Annotated in this window: 21 protein-coding genes; 11 read left to right on the top strand and 10 right to left on the bottom strand. The window is 56.0% G+C overall.

The annotated features are described in order from the left end of the window. Positions 1 to 296: 296 nt before the first annotated feature. From fabD to G512_RS0117205, 6 genes are all read left to right on the top strand, one after another. Positions 297 to 1,247: an ACP S-malonyltransferase gene (fabD, locus tag G512_RS0117230; RefSeq protein ID WP_028482788.1), complete on the top strand. Its 951-nt coding sequence runs from the start codon at positions 297 to 299 to the stop codon at positions 1,245 to 1,247. Positions 1,248 to 1,291: 44 nt separating this feature from the next. Continuing rightward, positions 1,292 to 2,029, top strand: coding sequence for a 3-oxoacyl-[acyl-carrier-protein] reductase (gene fabG / locus G512_RS0117225; protein WP_028482787.1), 738 nt, complete (start codon positions 1,292 to 1,294; stop codon positions 2,027 to 2,029). A 282-nt stretch (positions 2,030 to 2,311) separates the two neighbouring features. Next, positions 2,312 to 2,548: an acyl carrier protein gene (locus G512_RS0117220; protein WP_028482786.1), complete on the top strand. Its 237-nt coding sequence runs from the start codon at positions 2,312 to 2,314 to the stop codon at positions 2,546 to 2,548. A 101-nt stretch (positions 2,549 to 2,649) separates the two neighbouring features. Next, a complete protein-coding gene (gene fabF, locus G512_RS0117215) occupies positions 2,650 to 3,915 on the top strand; it encodes a beta-ketoacyl-ACP synthase II (protein WP_028482785.1) in 1,266 nt (421 codons plus the stop codon). A gap of 78 nt (positions 3,916 to 3,993) precedes the next feature. Further along, entirely contained in the window at positions 3,994 to 5,175 is a 1,182-nt protein-coding gene (gene mltG, locus G512_RS21610) for an endolytic transglycosylase MltG (protein WP_081657542.1), read from the top strand. Positions 5,176 to 5,313: 138 nt separating this feature from the next. After that, complete coding sequence (locus G512_RS0117205; protein ID WP_028482784.1) at positions 5,314 to 6,204, top strand: YicC/YloC family endoribonuclease; 891 nt, start codon at positions 5,314 to 5,316, stop codon at positions 6,202 to 6,204. A 98-nt stretch (positions 6,205 to 6,302) separates the two neighbouring features. Here G512_RS0117205 and G512_RS0117200 read toward each other — a convergent pair whose 3' ends face one another. Together G512_RS0117200 and G512_RS0117195 are read right to left on the bottom strand one after the other, a co-directional pair. Continuing rightward, positions 6,303 to 7,904, bottom strand: coding sequence for an alpha-glucoside-specific PTS transporter subunit IIBC (locus G512_RS0117200; protein ID WP_028482783.1), 1,602 nt, complete (start codon positions 7,902 to 7,904; stop codon positions 6,303 to 6,305). A 59-nt stretch (positions 7,905 to 7,963) separates the two neighbouring features. After that, positions 7,964 to 9,292 carry a 6-phospho-alpha-glucosidase gene (locus tag G512_RS0117195; protein WP_028482782.1) on the bottom strand — a complete coding sequence of 443 codons (1,329 nt, stop codon included), beginning with the start codon at positions 9,290 to 9,292 and terminating at the stop codon, positions 7,964 to 7,966. 211 nt (positions 9,293 to 9,503) lie between these two features. On the opposite strand from G512_RS0117195, the gene G512_RS0117190 reads away from it, so the two are divergent. After that, positions 9,504 to 10,235 carry a GntR family transcriptional regulator gene (locus tag G512_RS0117190; protein WP_028482781.1) on the top strand — a complete coding sequence of 244 codons (732 nt, stop codon included), beginning with the start codon at positions 9,504 to 9,506 and terminating at the stop codon, positions 10,233 to 10,235. A 183-nt stretch (positions 10,236 to 10,418) separates the two neighbouring features. Further along, positions 10,419 to 11,114, top strand: coding sequence for a guanylate kinase (gene gmk, locus G512_RS0117185; protein ID WP_028482780.1), 696 nt, complete (start codon positions 10,419 to 10,421; stop codon positions 11,112 to 11,114). 102 nt (positions 11,115 to 11,216) lie between these two features. Here gmk and rsmA read toward each other — a convergent pair whose 3' ends face one another. The 6 genes from rsmA to lptF all read right to left on the bottom strand — a co-directional run bounded on the left by rsmA (position 11,217) and on the right by lptF (position 18,856). Next, positions 11,217 to 12,050 carry a 16S rRNA (adenine(1518)-N(6)/adenine(1519)-N(6))-dimethyltransferase RsmA gene (gene rsmA / locus G512_RS0117180; RefSeq protein WP_028482779.1) on the bottom strand — a complete coding sequence of 278 codons (834 nt, stop codon included), beginning with the start codon at positions 12,048 to 12,050 and terminating at the stop codon, positions 11,217 to 11,219. Further along, the gene (gene pdxA / locus G512_RS0117175) at positions 12,050 to 13,066 is read right to left on the bottom strand and encodes a 4-hydroxythreonine-4-phosphate dehydrogenase PdxA (RefSeq protein ID WP_028482778.1); all 1,017 of its coding nucleotides are present in this window, start codon (positions 13,064 to 13,066) and stop codon (positions 12,050 to 12,052) included. Before pdxA ends, rsmA begins: the two co-directional genes overlap by 1 nt. 20 nt (positions 13,067 to 13,086) lie before the next feature. After that, a complete protein-coding gene (locus G512_RS0117170; protein ID WP_051269553.1) occupies positions 13,087 to 14,019 on the bottom strand; it encodes a SurA N-terminal domain-containing protein in 933 nt (310 codons plus the stop codon). A gap of 166 nt (positions 14,020 to 14,185) precedes the next feature. Continuing rightward, complete coding sequence (locus G512_RS21605) at positions 14,186 to 16,573, bottom strand: LPS-assembly protein LptD (RefSeq protein ID WP_208975054.1); 2,388 nt, start codon at positions 16,571 to 16,573, stop codon at positions 14,186 to 14,188. Then, entirely contained in the window at positions 16,573 to 17,667 is a 1,095-nt protein-coding gene (gene lptG / locus G512_RS0117160; protein WP_036490052.1) for an LPS export ABC transporter permease LptG, read from the bottom strand. Before lptG ends, G512_RS21605 begins: the two co-directional genes overlap by 1 nt. A gap of 1 nt (position 17,668) precedes the next feature. Then, positions 17,669 to 18,856 (bottom strand): LPS export ABC transporter permease LptF, encoded by a 1,188-nt coding sequence (lptF, locus tag G512_RS21600; RefSeq protein WP_036490050.1) that lies wholly within the window; start codon positions 18,854 to 18,856, stop codon positions 17,669 to 17,671. A gap of 240 nt (positions 18,857 to 19,096) precedes the next feature. On the opposite strand from lptF, the gene G512_RS0117150 reads away from it, so the two are divergent. Further along, entirely contained in the window at positions 19,097 to 20,602 is a 1,506-nt protein-coding gene (locus tag G512_RS0117150) for a leucyl aminopeptidase (protein ID WP_028482775.1), read from the top strand. Between the two features lie 181 nt (positions 20,603 to 20,783). On the opposite strand, the gene G512_RS0117145 is transcribed toward G512_RS0117150, so the two are convergent. Next, positions 20,784 to 21,629 (bottom strand): SDR family oxidoreductase, encoded by an 846-nt coding sequence (locus tag G512_RS0117145; protein ID WP_028482774.1) that lies wholly within the window; start codon positions 21,627 to 21,629, stop codon positions 20,784 to 20,786. An 820-nt stretch (positions 21,630 to 22,449) separates the two neighbouring features. Between G512_RS0117145 and G512_RS0117135 the strand changes: the two genes are divergently transcribed. Beyond that, positions 22,450 to 22,899, top strand: a complete 450-nt coding sequence (locus G512_RS0117135) for a DNA polymerase III subunit chi (RefSeq protein ID WP_028482773.1) — start codon at positions 22,450 to 22,452, stop codon at positions 22,897 to 22,899. Further along, positions 22,896 to 23,558, top strand: coding sequence for a class I SAM-dependent methyltransferase (locus tag G512_RS21595; RefSeq protein ID WP_051269551.1), 663 nt, complete (start codon positions 22,896 to 22,898; stop codon positions 23,556 to 23,558). The genes G512_RS0117135 and G512_RS21595 overlap by 4 nt, the downstream gene beginning before the upstream one ends. Before the next feature lie 202 nt (positions 23,559 to 23,760). Here the strand turns inward: G512_RS21595 and G512_RS0117125 are convergent, their stop codons facing one another. After that, positions 23,761 to 24,177 carry a VOC family protein gene (locus tag G512_RS0117125; RefSeq protein WP_028482772.1) on the bottom strand — a complete coding sequence of 139 codons (417 nt, stop codon included), beginning with the start codon at positions 24,175 to 24,177 and terminating at the stop codon, positions 23,761 to 23,763. Positions 24,178 to 24,220 lie beyond the last annotated feature (43 nt).

Below are 24,220 nucleotides of genomic sequence, written 5' to 3'. Positions count from 1 at the left end.
CGATTCCTACAGAGCCAGTCAGCCCTGCCTTCCTTTCAGCCCCCGGCCTGCTTCCGGAAACGCAGATGTCTCTACTGTGTTTGGTTCTTGAATACAAGCGGATCTGTTCAAAAAAGCCTTTTTTCTCCACCAAGGCTTGACAGAGAAAGCTGTTCGCGGCTCATGTCTGCCGAAATGAACGGCATTTTGCTGTGAATGGCATCATAAGCCCGCCGCAATTGGCGGTTTAGGTCCTGCCCGATAACAAGCAATATTGCCGAACGCTTATTATAAAGAGTCAAATGGAGCATAGTCCAATGAGCATTGCATTTACGTTTCCCGGACAGGGCAGCCAGGCTGTAGGCATGGGCCAGGAACTCGCCCAGACGTTCCCGGAAGCGAAAGCTGTGTTCGATGAGCTGGACGCGGCACTCGGCCAGAAACTCTCCACGATCATGTGGGACGGACCGGCAGATGATCTGACCCTTACCGCCAATGCCCAGCCGGCGCTCATGGCCGTGAGCCTTGCAACCCTGCGGGTTCTGGAAGCCAAGGGCGTGGATCTCGCCCAGGCCGCAAAGTATGTCGCGGGTCACTCACTTGGAGAATACTCCGCACTGGCCGCAGCAGGCAGCCTGTCAGTAGCCGACGCCGCACGCCTGTTGCGCATTCGTGGTGATGCCATGCAAAAGGCCGTTCCTGTTGGCGAAGGGGCCATGGCCGCGTTGCTGGGGCTGGATTTTGAGCAGGCGCAGGAAATTGCAGCCGCCGCAGCTCAGGACGGGCAGGTCTGTCAGGCCGCCAATGACAATGCGCCGGGTCAGGTCGTTGTTTCCGGACACAAGGCCGCCGTTGAACGCGCCATTGAACTGGCAAAGGAAAAGGGCGCGCGCCGCGCCGTGCTGCTGCCTGTATCCGCACCGTTCCATTGTGCCTTGATGCAGCCGGCTGCCGATGCCATGGCAGAAGCTTTGGCCGCTGTTGAAATCAACGCACCAAAAGTGCCCCTGGTTGCCAATGTTCTGGCGCAGCCGATTACGGATCCTTCCGAGATCCGCACACGTCTGGTCGAGCAGGTAACAGGAACCGTGCGTTGGCGCGAGTCGGTGACCTTTATGGCGCAGGATGGCATTACCACATTCGTTGAAATTGGAACTGGCAAGGTGTTGACCGGCATGGTCAAGCGTATTGCCAAGTCCGCAGAGGGCGTCGCCGTCAATACGGCAGCCGATATCGAGGCTCTGGTCGAACGTTTGAACGCCGACTAAGCTGCGACGCCAACCGACAAGATAAAGCCGAGGAGAAAACGGCAATGTTTGATTTGACTGGAAAGTCGGCCCTTGTAACGGGCGCCACCGGCGGCATCGGGGCCGAGATTGCCCGTTCGCTGCACAAGCAGGGCGCAACAGTCACGCTGTCCGGCACTCGTGTGGAGCGTCTGGAAGCGCTGGCCGAAGAGCTTGGGGATCGCGTTCATATGCAGGCGGCTAATTTGTCCGACCGCGATAGCGTGGCACAGCTGGTTCCGGCTGCGGAAGAAAAGATGGGCGGATTGGATATTCTGGTAAACAACGCCGGTATCACCCGCGACAATATCTTCATGCGCATGAAGGATGATGAGTGGGATCAGGTGCTCGAAGTCAACCTGACCTCCACGTTCCACATCTGCCGGGCTGCCATCAAGGGCATGATGAAGCGCCGCGCAGGCCGCATCATTGGCATTACCTCGGTTGTGGGCGTCACCGGTAACCCGGGGCAGGTCAACTATTCCGCGGCAAAGGCTGGCATGATCGGTATGTCCAAGTCGCTGGCTCGCGAAGTGGCAAGTCGCGGCATTACGGTCAACACCATCGCACCGGGCTTCATTCGCTCTGCAATGACTGATGAGTTGAACGACAAGCAGCGCGATTCGATCCTTTCTTCCGTTCCGGCAGGTCGTTTGGGCAATGGGGATGAAATTGCCGCAGCCGCAGTTTATCTTGCCAGCGATGAAGCGGCATACGTAACTGGACAGACGCTCCATGTGAACGGTGGCATGGCGATGATTTGATCGCCTGAACAGGTGCGTGGAACCTCGGTAAAAACGGGGAAATGGAAGGGATTGGCGACTGGTAAACGCTCCTAAAGTATGCTAGGACGCCGCCGATCAGATTCAACCTCTGAAGAGTGAGGCGGAGTGACAACTGCGGTTTCCTTGGAAATGGCCTCGCGTGGGCGCGTATAGTCTTTTCAAAGAACCAAGAGTGTGCCACACGGTCGCTACAACAAAAAACGAGATTAGTCCGTTGTCGGGCTGTCAAGCATCACCTTGAAAACGAATTGAGGACTTAAAATGAGCAATGTTGCTGAACAGGTAAAGAAGATCGTTGTTGAGCATCTTGGCGTTGAAGCAGAAAAGGTTACTGAAACTGCAAGCTTCATCGACGATCTGGGCGCAGACAGCCTGGACACTGTTGAGCTGGTCATGGCTTTCGAAGAAGCATTCGGCGTGGAAATTCCGGACGATGCTGCTGAAACCATCCAGACCGTTGGCGATGCAGTCAAGTTCATCGAATCCAAAGCTAGCTAATAGCTTTAAAGTGACGGAACTGCGGTAGGTTATCCAACCTGCCGCGTCCTTCTTTTGTTCAGGCCCACAGCCTGAAAAGCCTTCCAACAAAGTGCAGGATTATGCGTCGAGTCGTAATTACAGGTATTGGTATGGTCAGCCCGCTTGGATGCGGTGCTGAGATCTCTTGGCAGAGAATTCTTGAGGGCCAGAGTGGTTCTCGTCGCGTGGAGAACTTCGAAACCGACGACTTGCAGACCAAGATTGCCTGTCAGATCCCTCGGGGTGATGGCACGGACGGCACGTATAATCCGAATGACTGGATGGAGCCGAAAGAGCAGCGCAAGGTCGACGAGTTTATCGTGTATGCCATTGCGGCGGCTGATCAGGCTCTTGAAGATGCTAATTGGAAGCCGGAATCTGATGAAGACAAGAACCGTAGTGGTGTGCTCATCGGCTCCGGTATCGGCGGCTTTCAGGGCATCGCCGACACGGCCATCCTGCTGAAGGAAAAGGGCCCCCGTCGGGTCAGCCCGTTCTTTATTCCCGGTCGCCTCATCAATCTGGCCAGCGGGTATGTATCCATCCGCCATCAGCTGAAAGGCCCGAACCACTCGGTCGTCACCGCCTGTTCCACGGGTGCGCACGCCATTGGTGATGCAGCCCGTCTGGTGGCTTTGGGCGATGCGGACGTCATGGTTGCAGGCGGCACGGAATCGCCGATCTGCCGTCTTGGCATCTCCGGTTTCAATGCATGCCGTGCTCTGTCCACCGGCTTTAACGACGAGCCGGAAAAGGCATCGCGCCCCTATGACAAGGACCGCGACGGCTTTGTAATGGGCGAGGGTGCCGGTATCGTGGTCGTGGAAGATTACGAACACGCCAAGGCGCGCGGCGCAAAGATCTATGCCGAAATCGTTGGCTACGGCTTGTCCGGTGATGCCTATCACATCACGGCGCCAGCTTCCGATGGTGACGGTGGGTATCGGTGCATGGAGGCCGCTCTCAAGCGTGCGGGCATGACACTGGGCGATGTGGACTACATCAATGCGCATGGCACTTCCACACCGCTGGGAGACGAAATCGAACTGGGCGCGGTCACCCGCCTGGCTGGTGAACATGCCAAGGGTCTGACCATGTCCTCCACCAAGTCCAGCGTTGGCCACCTGTTGGGTGCAGCTGGTGCAGTGGAAACCATTTTCTCGGTTCTGGCGATCCGTGATGGAATCGCACCGCCAACGATTAACTTGGACAATCCGTCCGTTGAGACGGAAATCGATTTGGTGCCGAACAAGCCCAAGAAGATGGAAATCAACGTTGCGCTTTCCAACTCTTTCGGGTTCGGTGGTACAAACGCGTCGCTGATTTTCAAGAAGGTTGATGCTTAAACCAAGAATTCTGGGTTGATTATTTGAGGCCAGAGGCCGCATGCTGCGGTTTCTGGCTTCCTTGTTTTGAGGAACAATATGGCAGACAAGCCCGGATCATCCGAAAACACCGAGACTGAAGACGCAAAGACCGGTACGCAGCGCGTTAATCCGCGCAGCCCACGGCAGGCAATCCAGCCCGATCAGGCTCCGCCGCCGCCCTCCCGGTCGCGCCATGCCCGCAATCCGCTGGTCATGGTGATCAATTTTCTTTTGACATTGGCCGTTCTCACCATCATCGGCGTGGGGGCGCTGTTGTATTGGGGCAAGGGGCAGTTCGAAGGCCCGGGTCCCTTGAAACAGGAGGCATCGGTCATCATCCCCAAAGGGTCCAGTCTGGGCACCATCGCTGATCGCCTCGAGGAAAATGGGGTCATCAGCGATACCCTTGTGTTTGAGGCTGGTATCCGCTTTTACAAGAATCAGAACCGGATGAAAGCTGGTGAGTACGCCTTTGCGCCGGGCGCCAGCATGAAGTCCGTCATGGAAGATCTGGTGGAAGGCAATGCCGTGTTCCATTCCGTGACCTTCCCTGAAGGTTGGACCAGCTGGCAGATTGTTCAGCGGTTGAATGCCGATCCGATTCTTGTGGGCGATATTGAGGAAATCCCGGCGGAAGGCAGCCTGTTGCCGGAAACCTATTCCTTCACCCGCGGAACGACACGGCAAAAAATCATCAATGAGATGCAGCAGGGTATGAGCGCTGCACTTGCTGATGTTTGGGAAGGTCGTGCTCAGGACTTGCCGGTTGAAAGCCCGGAAGAGCTGGTCACCTTGGCGTCCATCGTGGAGAAGGAAACCAGCAAGGCGGATGAACGCTCCCGCGTGGCCGGGGTGTTCGTGAATCGACTGAAAAAGGGTATGCCATTGCAGTCCGATCCCACCATCCTCTACGGCCTGTTTGGCGGTGAGGCGTGGACACGGGACCGTTCGGCGATTACGCGCTCTCAGTTGAACGCACAAAATCCCTACAACACCTACCAGATCCAGGCGCTGCCGCCGGGTCCGATCGGAAATCCCGGCAAGGCTTCACTGGAGGCCACGGCCAATCCGTCACGCACGAACGATCTGTACTTCGTGGCAGACGGAACGGGCGGGCATGCCTTTGCCGAGACCTACAAGCAGCACCAGCGAAACGTTGCCGAATGGCGCCGCTTGGAGCGTGAACTGCGCGCCAAGGAGGCAGAGGAAGCAAGCCAGCAGGAAGCAGCTGGTGAGTAAACTCGGCTCATTCAGGCTCGGTCGGTAGGGCCGGAACCAAAACAGGCCGCGTATCGGGTGTTTCTGATGCGCGGCCTTTCTTGTATTAAAAAGGGCCCGGTGGAGTCGGCCATCGGCGCGAAATGAGGACTATTCGCCATGGCATTGGCAAGCATGACAGGTTTTTCTCGCGAAGAAGGAGCACTGGAGAATGTGCGCTGGACGTGGGAGTTGAGATCGGTCAACGGCAAGGGGCTGGATTTACGTTTGCGGATCCCACAGGGCTACGACGCGCTGGAAGCAACGGTACGCACGCTCGCTGGAAAGCATCTGAAACGTGGCAATGTCTCCATTAACCTTCAGGTACAGCGGGAGCAAAACGACACCACGCTGGCTGTCAACGAGCAAGCGCTGGAACAGGTGTTGGACGCCATCGCCGTATTGCAAAAGCGCTTGCCCGATGCGGCTCCGCCGAATCTGGACGGCATTCTGGCCCATCGCGGCGTGTTGGAACTGAAGGAAGCGGAGGATGACGAGCAACACCGCGATGCCTTGTTTGCCGCCTTGTCCGACAGTTTCGGCCGTGCACTGGAGGCGCTGGTGGAAATGCGCCGCCGTGAAGGCGAGAGCCTTTTTGAGCTCCTGCGCAAGCAAGCCGATGCCATTCAAGTCCTGACCGAACGCGCCGAGAATTTGCCTACCCGTCAGCCGGATGCCATTCGCGAGCGTTTGGCCGCACAGGTTCAGCAACTGATGGAAACCAATGGGTCCTTTGACCCGCAACGCCTGCATCAGGAAGCCGTTCTGATCGCAACCAAGGCTGACATCCGCGAGGAACTGGACCGGCTGTATGCCCATGTGAACGCCCTTCGGGACTTGATTGAGGCAGGGGGCGCAGTAGGTCGGCGGATGGACTTTCTTGCGCAAGAGTTCAATCGTGAGGCCAACACCTTGTGCTCCAAGTCCAACAGTGTGGAACTGACCGCTATCGGTCTGGAGTTGAAAACGGTCATCGACCAGATGCGCGAACAGATTCAAAACGTGGAGTAGTCGGCGAATTCCCCACCGCCATGAAGTGACAATAAAAAGAAGCCCTCTACTGGCGTAGAGGGCTTTAGTCTACGTGGGTTCTGTATTGGACTACGGGATCAGGTCGCCAAGAGGTTGGACATTTCCTCGCGCACTTGCGGCACGGTAAGGCCAACAATTACCTGGAGGCTTTCCTTGTTCCGCACCACATTGATGGCACCATGCTGCTGGAAAAAGGGCGTGTCGGCCACCTGTTCAGGGTCTTTGACCTTTACCCGCAGCCGCGTTGCACAGTTTGTCAGAAGTTCGATGTTGTCCCGGCCGCCGAGGCCGCGAATGAAGGCGGATGCTTGAGTGTCATCAGCATCGTCCTTTGCAAACTCCAATGCGGGGGCGGTTGCCATGGCCCCCGCCGGGGCAGCCGTGTCCTGATCTTTCTTTGCCTTGTAGTCCGCTTTGGTGAACAGTTTGGCTTCCGTTGCACCACGGCCTGGTGTTGGAATATCGAACTTCAGGATCAGGGCACGGAACACGAAGAAGTAGATCAACGTGAAGGCCAGTCCAATGATCACTTGAATGACATAGGTGCCGCCGTGGTTGCCTGCGAGCGGCAGCCAGTTCTGGAACACGAAGTCAATAAGGCCGGTTTGGAAGTTCCCTGAAACGCCCATCAAGTAGGCCGTGGTGGCCATTGTTGCTGACAACACAGCATGCAGGGCGAACAGGGCAGGAGCGATGAACAGGAACGTGAATTCGATCGGTTCGGTAATACCGGTCAAAATGGCGGTGAGCGCTGCGCCAATCACCAGACCAGCGACCATCTTCTTGTTTTCAGGCTTGGCGGTGGAGTAGAGCGCCAAGGCAATACCGGTGCAGCCAAAAACCTTGCCCATGCCGGTCAGCATCAAGCCACCTTGCGGGAACTGTTCGGTCAGTGGTGCCGGATTGGCTGCAAACTCGCCGATATGCTGAATCCAGTAGGCGATGGTGCCTCCATCCACGGCAACCGGACCATAAAACACCGGACCATAGATGAAGTGATGCAGGCCGGTTGGGATCATGATGCGCTCCAGCGCCGTGAAGAACCAAACGCCAAAGGCGCCAGAACCGACCAGAAACACTTGCAGGTCATTGATGGCCTGTTGAATGGTTGGCCAGACAAAGCAGGTCACCACGGCCAGAAACACCATGATCGGGAAGCTGACAATCACGACGAGCGGTGTGCCGCAGAAGACCGAGGCCCAGTTCGGCAACTTCGCCTCAAAGAAACGGTTGTGCACCCAAACGCTGATCCCGGCCACGACAATGGCGCCAAGCAAGTTGGTGTCCAATGTCAGAATGCCGGCAATGTCCGTCAACCCGCGCGTGCCTTCTGCATAATCAACGCCCAGAGCCGGACCGTAGATCTGCAAAATGCCGCCAATCACGTAGTTGAATGTGATGTAGGAGACCAGTGTCGCCAGCACGGCACGGCCCGAGGCCGTATTGGCCAGCGCAACCGGAATACCCACTGCAAACACCAGTGACATGTTCTTGAACAAGGCCAAGGCAGCCTGCAGCAGGATTGTGGACATGTTGAACCACAATGACCCTTCAACCGCCCAAGGAAACAAATCCTGGTTCAAGAGCACAACCGACAGGCCGAGCAGCATACCTGCAAAAGGGAACAGCAGCACGGGCACGAACATGGCCGCCCCGAACCGTTGAATCACGTCTTTCATCTTTACCTCCCCAGGGTAAATGGAAGAGCCCGCCCAGCCGGGCTCTTTGGAGTTATGAGTTAGTTGGAAAATTGCGGCAGATACTCCCGGTTCTCTGCCAGAATGTCGTCGACAATCGCCTGTGCCGTGGGAACGTTGACCACGGTGCGGTTCAGCGTCAGCGCGTTCACCAGTTTCTGGCGGCTGCCTTCATACCAGGCGTCCACCACCAGTTTTTCATAGGCCAGTTGGCCTTCAATCATGCCTTTCTGGAAGGTTGGAATGTGACCCACGGCAAATGGTTTGGGCCCGTCACTGCCAAGAGCTGCAGGCACTTCCACCATTGCGTCGTCCTGCAGGTTGGAGATCGCACCGTTATTGGGCACAATCACCAAATACGTTTCGCGCAGATTGTAGGCGAGGGAGGCGGCGACCCGAACCATGTAACGCCCGTGGATGTCCGCATGCAGCGTCTCACCCTTTGTCGTGCCCGCATCGATAATGCGTTGATTGAGTTCAAAGACGCGCTTTTCGCGGCCATCAATCACCTGCTGAGCGCGGGTGTTGTTGATGTCTTCCTTGGCCACCATCTTCTCTGGATACAGATAGTATTGAAGGTAGGTGTTCGGCAGGAACTCCGGATTGTCCGCAAGCATGGTCTGCATGTTCTTGAACGTTGCCTGCCACGAGGGATCATCGGCAATCTCCGCATCAACGGCAGAGATACCGTCTTCCAGGATGATCTTCTTGATCTTGTCGGTGAGATCCTCACCCGCCTTATTGCGGATTTTCGTGAACCAGCCAAAGTGATTTAGACCGAAGTACTCCGGCACAAAATCCCATATTTCGCAGCCTAGCAACTGAGCATAGCTCACCATGATCGCTGCTGGCATATCGCAAATATTGAGGATCCGCCGATCTTCCGGGAACTCCCTGTTCAATGCCTCCGCAACAATCGCCGCCGGATTGGTGTAGTTCAGGATCCACGCGGCGGGATTGACTGCGCGAATTTCCCGAACCAAATCAAACATGTCCCCAATGGAGCGCAGGCCATAGGCCATACCGCCGGCCCCGCAGGTTTCTTGTCCCACGCAGCCGTGGGACAGGGGGATCTGCTCATCGCGCTTGCGCATGGCCAGTCCGCCAGTCCGGATCTGAATAAAAAAGAAATCCGCATCCTTGAAGGCCTCGGCTCTGTCCGTGGTGTACACAAACTCTTCCACCTCGGGGTATTGCTCGCGGAGCAGGATTTCCGTCGCCTGCGCATTGGAGGCTTGGCGCGGGCCATCAATGTCGTAAAAGACAACCTTTTTAAGCGGAAAACTGTCCTTCTCCGCAATCAAGCTGTTCATCATGCCCAGCGTGTAGGTACTGCCACCGCCAACGATAGTGAGGTTTTGTCTCTTCATGACCCGCTCCAGTAACATTTGTATGACATTATAGCCATGATTCTGATCTAAATGTATTTTAAAAGTATCATATATATCGCATCATAAAATACGAATAAGTGATTACATCGCAAAAAGTATCTGCAAGGATGGAGGCACGCTCGAACACGGTGTAATATGTATCTTTGCATTCCGTTGAAATCACCGTTGCCCCAATCAATCGGGACCTGACATGAACAAGCCGCTTTATCTTGATATTTCCGACCAACTCATTGAAAAAATTAAGAATGGTGACTGGCCAACAGGGGCAATCGTGCCAACGGAAGCGGAGTTGCAGGAGGAGTTCGGGGTCAGCCGCGTGACGATCCGCAAAGCCATGAAAGTGCTCGTCGAAGCCGACCTTTTGTATCGTGTGCGCGGCAGTGGCACTTATGTGAAAGCGCCCAAGGTCCAGCACAACGCCTTTCAGCTTACGGGGTTCATCGAGGAGATATCGGCTCAGGGCAAAACGCCTAGCTCGCGCATACTGACGTTCGAACTCATTGAGAGCGACGCGCTCATAGCGCAGAAACTGCAGCTAGAGGTGGGAGAGCAGGTGTATTCCATCCGCCGCCTGCGGCTTATCGAAGATACGCCGGAAATCCTCGAACACACCTATATGCCCCTATCGTTTTTCCCCGATCTCAGCATTCAGGCCATGCAGCATTCGAAGTACGAGTACATTGAAAAGGAGAAGGGCCTGACCATTCGTCTGTCTCGTCAGGAGGTGCATCCCGTACTGCTGGATGCAGAAATAGCGCAGAAACTCGAGGCGCAAGTGGGGGATCCGGTGATCCGTGTGGATTCGGTCGGCGAGCTTGATGATGGCAGGCCGTTCGAGTTCACGATCCACTATTTCAGGGTCAAGCAGTACAGCTTCAATTTCGTGTCCTATCGGCATGCACAGGCACCGGCCGCACTGTGAAAAGCCATGAAACCATTTCCAGGCATTTTCCCGTCAATCGCGTAGGTGGCCCTTAAACACCGGCGGAATTCAGGGTATAGACTGCACTCAAGATCCTGGTCACCTGACAAAAGGTAGCCTTGCAATTTGGCAAACTGCATCGCGTGTAGCGATCTGCCCCACGACACATAACGGAGACAACGAATGTCCGAGCGCGCGACTGGCACAACGGTGAGTTCACAACAGGCGGAAGAAACCCGTCGAGGCCTGATGTTGGTGCTGTCTTCACCATCCGGCGCCGGCAAGTCCACGATTGCGCGCATGTTGCTGGAGCAGGAAAAGGACCTCACCCTGTCTGTCTCCGTCACAACACGCCCGCAAAGGTCCACCGAAGTGGATGGCGTTCATTACCATTTCGTGACGCAGGAAACCTTCAAGGACATGATTGCGCGGGATGATTTGCTGGAATGGGCTGAAGTGCATGGCAACTATTATGGCACCCCACGCGGCTTGGTCGAAAAGTGCCTGCAGGACGGACAGGACGTCCTGTTCGACATTGACGTGAAAGGCACCTTTCAGCTCTATGACAAGATGCGTTCGGATGTGATCTCGATCTTCATTTTGCCCCCCTCCATCGCGGAAATGGAAGCCCGATTGTCCAAGCGAGGTGAGGACAGCGAGGACGTCATCCTCAAGCGAATGAAAACCGCCGTCGGCGAGATGAGCGAATGGTCGAAGTATGACTACATCATCATCAATGATGATCTGGACAAGGCCTATGAGAGTGTACGGGCGATTTTGAGAGCCGAGCGCCTGCGCCGTGAGCGCGCTCCGGCAATTGCGCCGCACATTGATGGAATGGTTGAAGATCTGCGCAAGCGCATTGAACCAACCTCTTGAGATGACTCTGTAACCATCTGATATCAAATGATAAAGCCGCCTTTGAAGGGCGGCTTTTCTTTTGTGAGAACAGCTTGTTTGATGTGGGAAATCTGGCGCTTCCTAGGAAAAGGCGTGCGCCAACGCGACAAAGCCGGCAACGTCTATTTCCTCGGCCCGTGCTGTTGGTTTCAGCCCTGCTGCTTCAATGCGCGCTCCCGCATCCGGTTGAAGCGCTTTCAAGCTGGCTCGCAGCATCTTTCGCCGTTGGCCAAAAGCTGCGGCGGTCACCGTTTCCAATGCCTTCAGAGGGCACGGTAATGGCGCCTCTCGCGGGTAGAGCTGCACAACCGCGGAAGTCACCTTGGGCGGTGGTGTGAAGGCCTTGGGACTAAGGTCAAAAAGAATATCGGTGTAACAGCGCCAATTGGCCAACACACCCAGACGGCCATAGGCTTTGGACTTGGGATCGGCCACGATCCGTTGGCCCACTTCCTTTTGGAACATGAGCGTGAGCGACTCCCAATAGGGCGGCCAGTCTTCCACTGTCAGCCAGTTCAACAACAGCTGCGTTCCCACATTGTAGGGCAGGTTCGCAACAATCTTGATGGGCCCCTCGGTTATCTCGCGTGGGTCAATGGTCAGCGCATCGGCCTCGATTACGTCCAGACGCCCTGCGTAGTAGCTGCTGATTTCTTCCAGGGCCGGCAAGCACCGCTGGTCTTTTTCAATGGCAACGACTTTGCGGGCGCCAGCGGCGAGCAGCGCGCGCGTCAAACCTCCGGGCCCCGGGCCGACTTCCAAAACCGTGACATTGCTCAAATCACCCGCACTGCGTGCAATGCGAGAGGTCAGATTCAGATCCAGAAGAAAGTTCTGACCCAGTGCCTTGCGCGCATCCAGATTATGCGCGCGAATAACCTCACGCAGAGGCGGCAGATCATCAATTTGTGCCATTATACCAGTTCCGGCTCGCTCAGTGCCACGGCCAATCGCATTGCTGCAGACAAGCTGTCCGGGCTGGCCGTTCCTTTGCCGGCAAGTGAGAATGCTGTTCCATGATCCGGCGACGTGCGAACAAACGGCAAACCGAGTGTCACGTTCACGGTGTCATCAAAGGCCAGTGTCTTGACTGGAATCAACGCCTGATCGTGATACATGGCCAACACGACATCATAGGTTTCCCGAGCTGCCTCGTGGAACAATGTATCGCCGGGCAGTGGGCCGCGCACATCAAGCCCTTCAGCCCGTAATCGATCAAGGGTGGGGCCGATCATCTCAACCTCTTCACGGCCCATGGTGCCATTTTCTCCCGCATGGGGATTGAGCCCGGCAACCGCGATGCGCGGCCGCTCCACACGAAACCGCTTTTTCAGATCCGCATCCACAATCCGCGCCGTGCTCATCAGAAGCTCAGGGGTCAGCTCCTCCCAGATCTTGTGAAGCGGGATGTGAAGCGTAACCGGCACTGTCATCAGGTCCGGTCCGGCCAAGAGCATGACGGGTTGTGCGGGTTCCTCGCCAAACAATCCGGAGAGTTCCCCCAGATATTCGGTGTGGCCTGCGTGTTTGAAACCTGCCTGATACAGGGTTTCCTTGGCGATCGGGTTTGTCGCGACCGCACAGGCCAACCCGTCTCGTACATGCTCGACGGCAGTCCGAATGGACGCCAAAACCATTTCGGCGGTGTCCGGGGTCGGGGCGCCCGCCTGGGCGTTGACGGCTTGCGGCAGCGGAACCACGGGCAGGGCGTCATCAAAGATGCCCCGCGCCTCGGAAGGGTCGCAAACCTGCAAGTTCACTTTCAACCCGATCTGCTGGGCACGTGCTTCAAGAAGGTCCGGGTCAGCGATCACATAAAACGGCGGAAGCGCCCGTTTGAAACGTTCGGCCCAAGCCATGAGCGTGATCTCCGGTCCGATACCGGATGGTTCTCCCATGGTCACCGCCAGGGCGCGGGCAGCCTCCAACATTTGTGTGATCCTCGTTTGTCTTATCGTTCTTCAATAACAGCGGTGGTGCGCAGCTCGTGCAGGTAGCGACGGGCCAGGCGTTGGCCTTGCTCGTTACGCAGTTCACCTTCCACTTCGCTGCGGGCCGCCGCATCGCTTTCAATTGTACGCTTGTCGCACAACGCAATCATTTCATAGCCCTGTGGCATCTCCTGAGGACGGGTCAAACGTCCAACGGAAATGTCGTCCAGTTGTTCTTTCAGCCCCGGCGACAAGTCGTTCTCCAACCGCTTACCGATCGGACGCACAACAACTTCCCGCAGGCCGCCGGCGATGCGCAGTCCTTCCCGGCACGAGGTGAACCGACTGCGCAGTTTGCGCATTTCGTTCTGCCGCTGGCGCTTCTTGCTGGCACTGGCATTTTCCGGCACCACAAAGATCACACGCTGCAAATCATATTCAACGGTGGTGGAGCTCATATCATCTGAACGGTCGCGCAGGGCGGCCACAATATCAGACTGGTTGATGCGTACCGTGGCACGGAAGCGGCGCATCACCACGTCGCGCCAGGCAATTTCCGCCCGAAGCCGGTCCTTCAGTGTTTTGGAGTTGATCCCGTTCTGGCCAAGAGCCTGGGTGAACTGGCTCGGTGACAACTTCACCCGTTGGGCAATGTCCGCAAAGGCGCTGTTCACATCGGAATCGGAAACCGAAACGCCAACGCGTTCTGCTTCCTGAAGCTTGAGTGTTTCTTCGATCAACTCGTTTTTGGCGCGCCGTTTCGCAGCACCTTGAGAAGAACGGGTTGTCAGCACAATCAAGCGGGTGCGCTGTGTCAGGTCATAGCTGGTGATCGGCTTGTCATTGACCACCAGTTCAATACGTGTTGCCGCCTGAGCCGGAAGTGCAAGGGCACCAGCCAGAGCCACAAAGAAAGTTGCTAATACAATAGCGGAGAATCGCGAAGTTTTCATTTCTCTCAGATACCCGGATCGCCCCGGCCCCTGTATCCTAATCGTGCCAGACAAGCCCTGAGACAGATCTGTCAATCAGCCCCGGACCAGCCTCGGAATTGCCAAGCAGTAAAAAGAAAGCGCGGCATTTAAAAGGCCACGCTCAAACTCACTCGACTTTATAGCATTACTCTGCGGTCGTAGATAGGCTTGTATCGCCAATCGTTCGCAAACCGACGCGGAAGAAGAAGGTTTTTTCAACGGGTTCACCGTTGTTTCGACTTCTGTCCTCGCCGTAAGAGAAGGATACCGACAGACCTTCGTCGTCATAACCAATGCCGATGCTGTCCTGAACAACCTGGCTGTTGACGAGATCGTAGCGGACAGAACCGAACAGGCGCCAGTTTTCTTGAAGAGTCAGGTTGGTTGAGCCAACCAGTTCCTCGCGATCCTGATCGATGCCTGCGTCCGAACGTTCGCCAAGGAAGGCGTAGGACAGGCCCGCGGAGAGGGGACCATAGCGGCCTGCAGCCGTAACTTCTGCACGTTCCACTTCAAAGTTGCTTTCGTTGAAGCGTGCATTGCTGCCAATACGGAACCCGGTGTTTGTGTCGAAGTACACCGAGGCGACATAATCGGAGTCGGTTGTCTCCAGACCGGAATCACCCGTGGCGTCCAGAATTCCCGGAATTTCATAGGAGTTGTCACCGGCAAGCTGAATCGACTGACCGAAGGTCGCACTCAGGAACGATCCCTGATCAAACTGAAGTTTGTATTGCAGACCAAGGTTGGCGCGTGTTCCACCCTCATCGCGGTCAAAGCCGGAAAACTTGTCCCACTCGAACAGGGTCGAGGCGTCGAATACGATCGACTGCGCGTCTTCGTTCGGCAATTCGCCAATCTTTTGTTCGTTGGGACGCACGATGACTTGGGCGATGGGCGAAATAATCTGATTGCCACCCTCAAAGGTGGCGACAAACGGATACTTGTATTCCAAGCCCACGGCGGGCATGCCCCGGAATGCAAATCTGTCGTCGGTCAATGCTGTGACGTTTTTGTCCGCAGACTCCAACAGATAGAAGTTCGTCTTCACATAGGCGAACGGCGTGAAAACCTGCCCGATCGGGTCAATCAGGGTCCGGCGCCATGTCAGGTTGGCGCTGGCGCGGGTAAACGTGCCTTCAACACCGCGGAAGCGGTTGATGCCATTTACGGAAAACGCATCGGTCGTGTTGCGGGTCAGGCTGGTGAAGTTGCCCACATACGATAGCTGGCCGCCAAAGATCGGATCCGAAAACATCACGGAATGGTCGATAACCGGATGAACAACCGGCTGTTTTTCCTGCAAGTCGTCATCGACCGGTGTGAATTGGCCGACTGGATTCACCGGGTCAAACGGATCGGGATCGTCTTCCTGGCTGATCTGGAACGCATAGGCATTGGCTTCAAATCGGTTGGTCGTTGTCGACCCCTCCAGATAGATCTTGGAGAGTTCCGAAGCCGATCCGAACTTGGCAAACGAATAGTCCTCGCGGAATGCGCGGTCGGTGGCATAGGTCAGGTCCCAACCGGCTTTCCAGCGATCCGTCAGGTCATAGGCACCTTCCGTGTTCACAATGAAACGGAAGTCCTCGTCACCGCTGGATCCTGCAAACTCTTCCGGATCGGCCTGATACATGGTGCCGGTGGAAATCGAGTAATCCCCGTTCAAGGTTTCCTGACGCCAGTCGAACTGTAGCAGAGCCCCTTGTTTGGAAAGCGGGGTCAGTGTGGTGGTCAGATCATAGTGCGGATCCAGCGCCCAGTAATAGGGGATCGACGCGCCATAGCCGACGCGGCTCTTGTACACCACTTCGGGAATGAGAAAGCCAGAGCGCCGCTTGACTGAAGGGTCGGCGATTTCGAAGAACGGAACAGTTGCGATTGAGCTGCCCAAAAACTCGAAGGAGGCGTCCTCAAAATAGATCGTCCGCTCTTCGCGGTTATGGATGATCTTGGCTGATTTGATGCGCCAAAGGGAAGGCTTGGCCGGACTGGTGTAGACCGTGTAGACGCCGTTGTTCAGGGTGATCTCGTTGCCATCCGTACGTTCGGCACTCTCGGCAATCAGACGGGTAAATTGGGGCGTGTCGATGCGCAGGGACTTGATGAAGCCGTCCCGGAAATCGTCGCTCAGTTCCAGTTCATCCGTAAGGATCAGATTGCCGTCCGGCTCTGTCATGCGCACGTTGCCAAGCGCAGAGAAGCGACCGGTCTTTCGATTGTAGACGACGCGATCCGCTTCCAGCGTGTACTCGTCGAAATAGATATCAACGCTGCCGGCGGCCGTGATCACGTCATTGTCGAAGTCATATCGCAGCGTGCGCGCTTCCAGCAGCATCGGCTGGCTCGTATCGATGCTGTTGGTAACGGCACCCTCGAAATCAACCTGAGCGCTGGCGGGTGAGATGGTCAACGCAGTGGGCGCAGCACAGATCAAGGCAAGGGCAGACACCCCAGCCAGATAGCGCGCCAGACACCGGCCAACACTGTTTCCATAACGTCGCTGTTCCTGGAGGAAAGGCAAAGCAGACACTAGCCATCCTCCTGATTCAACAGGATCGTGAATCCCATAAGTACCCCAAATACGCCCGGCGCCCACGCAGCCACCACTGTGGGCACAATACCTGCGCCCCCTAAATCACTAGAGAGTTCAGATACAACGTAAAGCACGAAGCCCGCAATAATGCCACCCACAATCAGGCGGCCAATTCCACCAAAACGCGAAACTCTTAACGATACAGCCGCAGCGATCAAAATCATCGCAACGAGCAGCACGGGCTTGGCGAGCAGTGTTTGATACTGAAGACTGTAGCGATACGCGGGAAGACCGGCTCTCTGCGACAATTCGATAAACCGTGGCAGGTTCCAGAAGCTGATCGATTCCGGTGATGCGATGCTTTCACGCACTTCAGTTGGCGTAAGGTAAGTGCTTAACGTGTAGCTGCCATAATTTTGTGGATCACTATCAACACGATAGACGGTGACATCGCTCAGTCGCCACATTCCCTCACGCAGAATCGCTGTACGGGCCTCGATTCGCTCCGCGAACTCGCCTTCGGTATCGAAGGCAAAGATGGTCACGCCGTTCAGACGGCCACCGCGATTCATCACATGGCGGGCATGAACAACGGACTCGCCATCGGCACCGTCCTGGCGCAGCCAGACTTCCCCTGTGCTTTGGATCAGATAGGTCTGCTCCACGCCAAACAGCCCGGCTGCCAGATCATCCGACATGTGCTGCAACTTCACGGCCAACGGGTTGTAAACGCCGATCGCAAACACGCCCAAAAATACCCCGGTCAACAACGCCGGCATGGTGAATTGCCACACGGAAATGCCAGCGGCTCGGGCTACGACCAGCTCCAGGCTGCGCGATAAGCTCAGAAAGGCCCAGATAGAGCCGAACAGAACGGCAAACGGCAGGACCTGCTCCAGAATCAAGGGAACGCGCAGGGCGGAAATGGCGGCTACACGCAAAACGCTGAAGCCTTCCTCATCACCGCCGCGCCGCACCAGTTCCAGAACGTCGAACAACAGCACGAGAACCGCAGCAAACAGGAACAGCCCGACGATTGACTTCAAAAAACGCATGGAGATGTAAACGGAAAGAGTGCGTCCGGCCATCATGTCAGGCAGTCTCCCCCGACTTGGACGGGGAGCGGCCCACTCGTTTGGCCTTAACACGCTCCATCAGCATCTCCAGTTTGTAAGCAAGCTCGTTCATCCAGCGCGGTGTGCGTCCATACCGAATGGACCAGATGGCCAGAACGGCGGCAACCAGCGGGATTGCATAGAGCAGAGGAAACAAGGGTGGCTGCGAGGTCACGGCCATGGCGGCGGCAAAGCCGGCGGTGCGCACCAGAAAGCAACTGGCAATGGCGCCGAGAATGGACAGACCCTGATTTTGACGGGTGGTCTTGGCCGAACCGAGAAACGCGTAGATGATAAGCCCGAAGGCGAGGGGATAAAGGGGCTGGCTCAGTCGGTCGTGGAACTCCGCGACCAGTCGGTTCCAGTTGCGCTGCGCATAGGAATCGTCGGGCGCGGCGTTCAACAGCTCCAGCGTTGGCCGATCACTCGCCTTGTAGGTGGGGGCCACCGCCTCTGGAATCATGCTGGACAGATCAAAGCCGTAGGATTCGAAGCTGACGATGGATATGTCCTTGGTGCCCTTTGGGCGGCGTTGAATGGTGCCGTCCAGCATCACCAGAATTGTCTTGTCCGCGGCTTCAATAATGCGGCCGCGCTCTGCGGTATAGGTGAAGGCGGTTTGCTGCTCCCGCTCGTCGTTCAGCAAAAGGCCTTCCAGAATGCCGTCCCCGGATCGATTGCGGATGTGGAAGGTCAACCCGTCTTCAATTTCAATGAACCGTCCGGGCTTGATGATGTTGGCCACCAGATCCACGCGCACCTTGGTGATTTCGTCGCGCATCAACGCGCGGCCCTTGGGCGCCAGATAGGTGGACAGTGCGCCAATGACCAATGCAATCACCAGCGAAAATATCATGATTGGCCGCAGCACGAGCGCGCGTGAAGCCCCGGATGCATTGATGACAATCAGCTCACTGTCCCGCGCCATGCTGTTCAGGATCAGGATCATGGCAATCACCATGGCGAAAGGCGCCACGATCACTGCCAGATATGGCACGCCCAGAAGGGTGATATAGAAAAACTGCAAAAGGGTCTGGCCCTTGGAGGTCACCAGGTCCAGCTGCCTTAGCGCTTGCGTGGACCAGACAACGCCCGTCATGGCGATCATCGTGACGAGAAACGACGCAAGGGTTCGTTTCAGGATGTAGCGTTCAATCGTCTTCATTGCACCGAGCGTAACTGGCGTTTTTCGTCATTCTTGCTTTGCGGTCCATTCCTTAACACGGATTGCGCCACATGATAGCTCTCTACCATCATTTGATGCATAAACACTCAGATTTATTGGAGTGACCTTGCAAGCATCCTCAGAACCGGCCATTGTCTGACCATAATTCACAGCGCTGCTCCACTTTATGTGGGCGCTTCCCCAAGACAATCCACCAAACACCTAAGAAAGAAGGATCTTATGGCACAGCTACCGTCCATTAGAATCAGTGGTTTGGGCAAACCCTCTGAAACCGTCGCTGTCATTTTTGCCGAAAAGGATGTCAAGCTGTCCGATCAGGCCGTTGACCTGATTGGCGGCGATGCCGGTTTCATCCAACGGGCGGCTAAACTCTCTGAATTCGAGGGCAAAAAGTCGACGTTCCTCGATGTTGTCATGCCTGAAGGCACTGCGGTTGACCGTGTCATCGTCGCAGGTCTTGGCGAGGCTGAAGAGCTGGAAGACAAGGATTGGCTCAATCTTGGCGGTGAACTTGTTGGCAAGCTCAAGGCTCTGAAGATCGAAAAGGCCGAGCTGCGCTTTGATGCCCCCAAGGCGGGCGCTGCGCAACTGGCGGCCTTCGCGCAGGGTGGCTTCCTGCGGGGCTATGTCTTCGACGCTTACAAGACCACGAAGAAGGACGAGGATGAGGCCGCTCAGGATTGGGCGTTGAATCTGACCATCCAGTGCGGTTTTGAAAAGGAAGCCGCCGAAGCATGGAAGGAAGCAGAAGCCGTGGCCGGCGGTGTTGTGCTGGCGCGCGAACTCGTCGATACCCCGCCGAACGTTCTGGGACCGGTTGAATTCGCCCAAAAGGCTGCCGATCTGGGGGCTCTGGGTGTGGAGACCGAGATTCTGGATGAAGAGCAGATGGAAAAGCTCGGCATGCGCGCGCTGCTCGGTGTCGGGCAGGGGTCACGCCGTCCGTCACGCCTTGCCATCATGAAATGGAATGGCGGCAAGGAAGGCGACACACCGCTGTCCTTCGTCGGCAAGGGCGTCGTGTTCGATTCCGGCGGCATCTCCCTGAAGCCTGGACCGGGTATGGATGAAATGAAAGGCGATATGGGTGGTGCAGCCGCCGTTATTGGCCTCATGCATGCGCTGGCTGCCCGGAAGGCACCGGTCAACGCCATCGGTGTTCTGGGTCTGGTTGAAAACATGCCGGACGGCAATGCCCAGCGTCCTGGCGATATCGTCACGTCCATGTCGGGTCAGACCATCGAGATCCTGAACACGGACGCCGAGGGCCGTCTCGTTCTGGCGGACGCCATCTGGTACACGCAGGATCGCTTCAAGCCACGCTTCATCATTGATCTGGCAACATTGACCGGTGCATGTCTGGTCGCTCTTGGCAACCACCGCGCAGGTTTGTTCTCCAACGATGATGAACTGGCCGAGCGTTTGTTCAAGGCTGGCGAGGAAACCGAAGAGAAAGTATGGCGCATGCCGTTGGGCAAGGAGTACGACAAGATGATCGATACTCCGAACGCCGATATGCGCAACACCGGCGGCAGCCGCTTTGCCGGGGCCACCACAGCTGCACAGTTCCTGAAGCGGTTTACCAATGATACTCCTTGGGTGCATCTGGATGTGGCCGGTACAGCCATGAGCTCTACCAAGAATGCCATCAGTCAGGGCTGGGCTTCCGGCTTTGGTGTGCGTTTGCTGGACAAGCTGGTCAAGGATCACTACGAAACCCGCTGATCGGGAAACGTAGTTGACCTGAGTTTCGAAACAAAATGGGCTGGCCGGATTACCGACCAGCCCATTTTGGCTTTCCGCTGCCGCGCAGTCAGACGGGCCTGACGAAAACCATCACGCGCCCGAAGGCGTCGGTCTGCTTGCCCCGTGCTGCGGTAACACGATTAGGTGCCTGTCTGCGGTCTTACGCGATTTCTTCAAAAAACGATTTGAGGTGGTGAGTTCCGGTTTGGGTTCCCACCATGTCTACGCCCATTGCAGTGAGGAAGAACGTGGCAGGTCCGTGAATGGTTGCGGGTGTGACCCACGGCAAGACCTTGATCGCCGCGCGCCGCAAGATATCTGGCAGATGCGTTATTTTTTCCGGCTTTCCAAGAACCGAAAAGGCCAGTTCGGCAAGTTCTTCATGGGTGAAGGTGTCCGGTCCGCCCACTTCAATGAGCGGACGTTTGTACTCGACTGCAGTATGGACCGCTTCAGCCAGATCTTCGCCATGAATGGGGTTCAACTTCAATGAGCCATCGCCAAAAAGCCAGACACGACCGCCGCGGGCCATTTCCAGGAAATCCCGCATATCTGAGAAAAAGCCGCAAGGCGCGATGATGGTAGACTGAATGGGCGCCGCCTGAAGACGGTCGACAAATGCCTGTTTGGCGTCAACCAGTGCTACGCCTTTCATGCGCTCTGCGCCAATCACGTGGACATAGGCAAAGTGTGGCACGCCCGCGGCAAGAGCAGCGTCGAGAAGATTTGCATTCCCTTGAAAATCGACATCTTGATAGGTGAGACCGTCTCGCTGGCGCGTAATGCCAAGACTGGATACGACGAGGTTGGCGTCGTCGAATACACCCTTTAGGGTCTCCGGTTCCGTTACCTGCGCCTCTACAAGCTCAGCGGCTCCCAGCTCAAGCCTTTCTGCCCGTGTTCTGTCGCGTACCAGCGCACGGACGTGCCACCCTTCCTTGAGATAGCGAGCGACGAGGCAACCTCCCAGATATCCCGTTGCCCCGGCAATGACGACCGTTTTCATGTGTGCCCCTTGGTTGTGCCGCGCATGGCGCTCAGGTGCTGAAGTACCGCCTCGGAAGCCATGCCGTCAAATGACAGTTTGTGATGGGGTTGTCGGCCTGAAGACTGCACCTTCTGGTTTGTGAGGCGCAAAGGCTGGAGATTTCTGTGAGGGGGATGGCGATTGGGACCCCATGCCATGGGACTGAATCCGTTAAGATGCAATGATACCAAGGTTCTTTAGTGTACAAAAGCCATTTTGGTGCCCACGAAACCCAACGGCTTGACGCATGCTCGTCCCGCGGCCAAGGACACGCTTTTGTCTTGTAACTTGTTTTGCCGGAAATTTACCTGTGGTGATAAATGCGAGGCACGCGCTCAAGGGACTCTTAAGCGCGGAACATGCGTTAAAGGCGACCGTTGCCAGTCAGCAGGTCTGATAGTCCTGACAAACGCTTTGGGTTTCGGGAAGCATCGCGCCAACAGCCGCTGTTACACCCACCAGGCCACACACCAACACAAAAAACAGGACAATACGCGATAGCATTCAGGCGCCTCTTGCACTCTCTCGCCACTATACCGGAGGGAGCTTATCGCCGCGCTCCGTGTGAATCAGCCTAAGAATATTCAGTGGTTTTCTTTAAGCACTGTTAATTGAAGACCGCATGACGAAATGTCCAGCCCCTTAGCGGTGGATCTTTTGATAATTAACGCTTTCGTCTCATTCAAAGCCGCTTGCATCTGGAAAACTTGCCGGTTTGCGGCGTATTTGTGGTGTTCTTGCCTGTTGCGGTGTTAGGACCACATAACAAAACCTGAATCGCAACTTTCGGGGACCGCACATGAGCGAAGTCTTCTTCTACCAACTCTCCCTGTTCCCACTTGAGAAGGCCTTGCCGCAGATGCTGCAAAAATGTCTGGATCGGGACTGGCCGGTTGCCATCCAGTTTGGCTCTCAGGAACGCTGTGAGGCGATTGATGCCCATCTGTGGACCTATTCGGAGGAGGCCTTCCTGCCGCACGGCACGCGCAAGGACGGTTTCGAGGAAGCTCAACCCATCTATCTGACCACTGAAGATGATAACCCCAATGAGGCCGTGGTGCGTTTTGTCGTAGACCGGGCTCCCATGCCCGACCCCGCGCACTACAAACGGGTGGTCTACATGTTCAACGGGCAGGATCCGGCGGCTTTGCAGGAAGCCCGCCAGTTATGGCTTGAGGTCAAGAAGACCGATCATGAGCTGACGTATTGGGCCCAAACTGATCGCGGCGGATGGGAGCGAAAGGCATGAGCGAGACGAAGACATCCGGATCAGATCAGCCACATGACCGGCGTACGGATCCGGATTGGTTTGACGCGATCTATCAGAACGCAGAGGGCAACCCGCAGGCGGTGCCTTGGGCGGAGCTGGCCCCCAAGTGGCCCTTGCTTGAATGGTTGAAGGCGCATCCCGGTACTGGTCAGCGCGCGTTGGATATTGGTTGTGGTCTTGGCGATAATGCCGAAGCCCTGGCAGCAGCCGGCTATCAGACAACAGCCTTTGATGTTTCGCCAAAGGCAGTCCAGTGGGCCCGCGAGCGCTTCAAGGGCAGCCCCGTCGACTATCGCGTCGAGGATCTGTTCCATCTCTCGCCGGATCTGATCGAAGCCTTTGATCTGGTTTATGAATGTTACACCATTCAGGCTCTTCACCCGGATCTGCGCCATCACACCATCGAGGCCGTGGCGTCTCTGGTGAAGCCGGGTGGCACCTTGTTGGTTCTGCCGCGCATGGCCGCTTCCGAAGAGCGAACAGGCCCGCCATGGCCGCTGCTTGACTCCGAGTTATCAGAGTTTTGCCGGCTTGGTTTGAAGTTGCACTCAAGGAAAGACTACACCGAAGATCGGCCGGATGGACGGCAAATTCCGCACAGCTTCCTCATTTACGGCAAGCCGGTTTCTGCCGGTTAGGCGACTGGAAAACGTAATGGCGTGGGTACCGAGCGGATTCAGTGCCTGAACCCCTTTAATCTCCATATGAACCCGCTGAATCAAACGGTGATTAAATCACTATAAGATATTGAAAATAATAGAAAATATCATTCTCGCCAATTCGGCGGGCTTTGGGATTCAAGTGTGAGTAGCACAAAGGGGAACCTTGTGGCCTCGGCTGTTATCGCTTTGCCATGGGATGCTCAGGATTGAACTCCAAAAGGTCCCATAGGTTGCCATAGAGGTCTTCAAAGACGGCAACAGTACCGTAATCCTGCTTCTTTGGGTCACGAATGAATTTGATGCCGAGGGATTTCATCCGCTCATAGTCGCGCCAAAAATCGTCCGTGCTGAGAAACAGGAAGACCCGGCCACCCGTTTGATTGCCGATAAAGGGCTGCTGTTCAGGCTTGGAGGCTTTTGCCAAGAGCAAAGTTGCACCCTGCGAGTTTGGCGGTGCGACCACAACCCAGCGCTTGTCCTGTTCGGGCTGATAGGTGTCTTCAATCAGCTCGAACTGCAGCTTGTTTACATAAAAGTCGATGGCTTCATCGTAGTCTTTGACCACCAATGAAATATGCATGATGTTTTGCTTCATTGTTGCCATCCACTTTCAATCATTGGTCCGACTGGCGAGCGTT

It is taken from the genome of Pseudovibrio exalbescens DSM 16456 (genome assembly GCF_000422785.1).
GTDB lineage: Bacteria > Pseudomonadota > Alphaproteobacteria > Rhizobiales > Stappiaceae > Pseudovibrio > Pseudovibrio exalbescens.
This window is presented reverse-complemented; position numbering and strand designations above follow the sequence as displayed.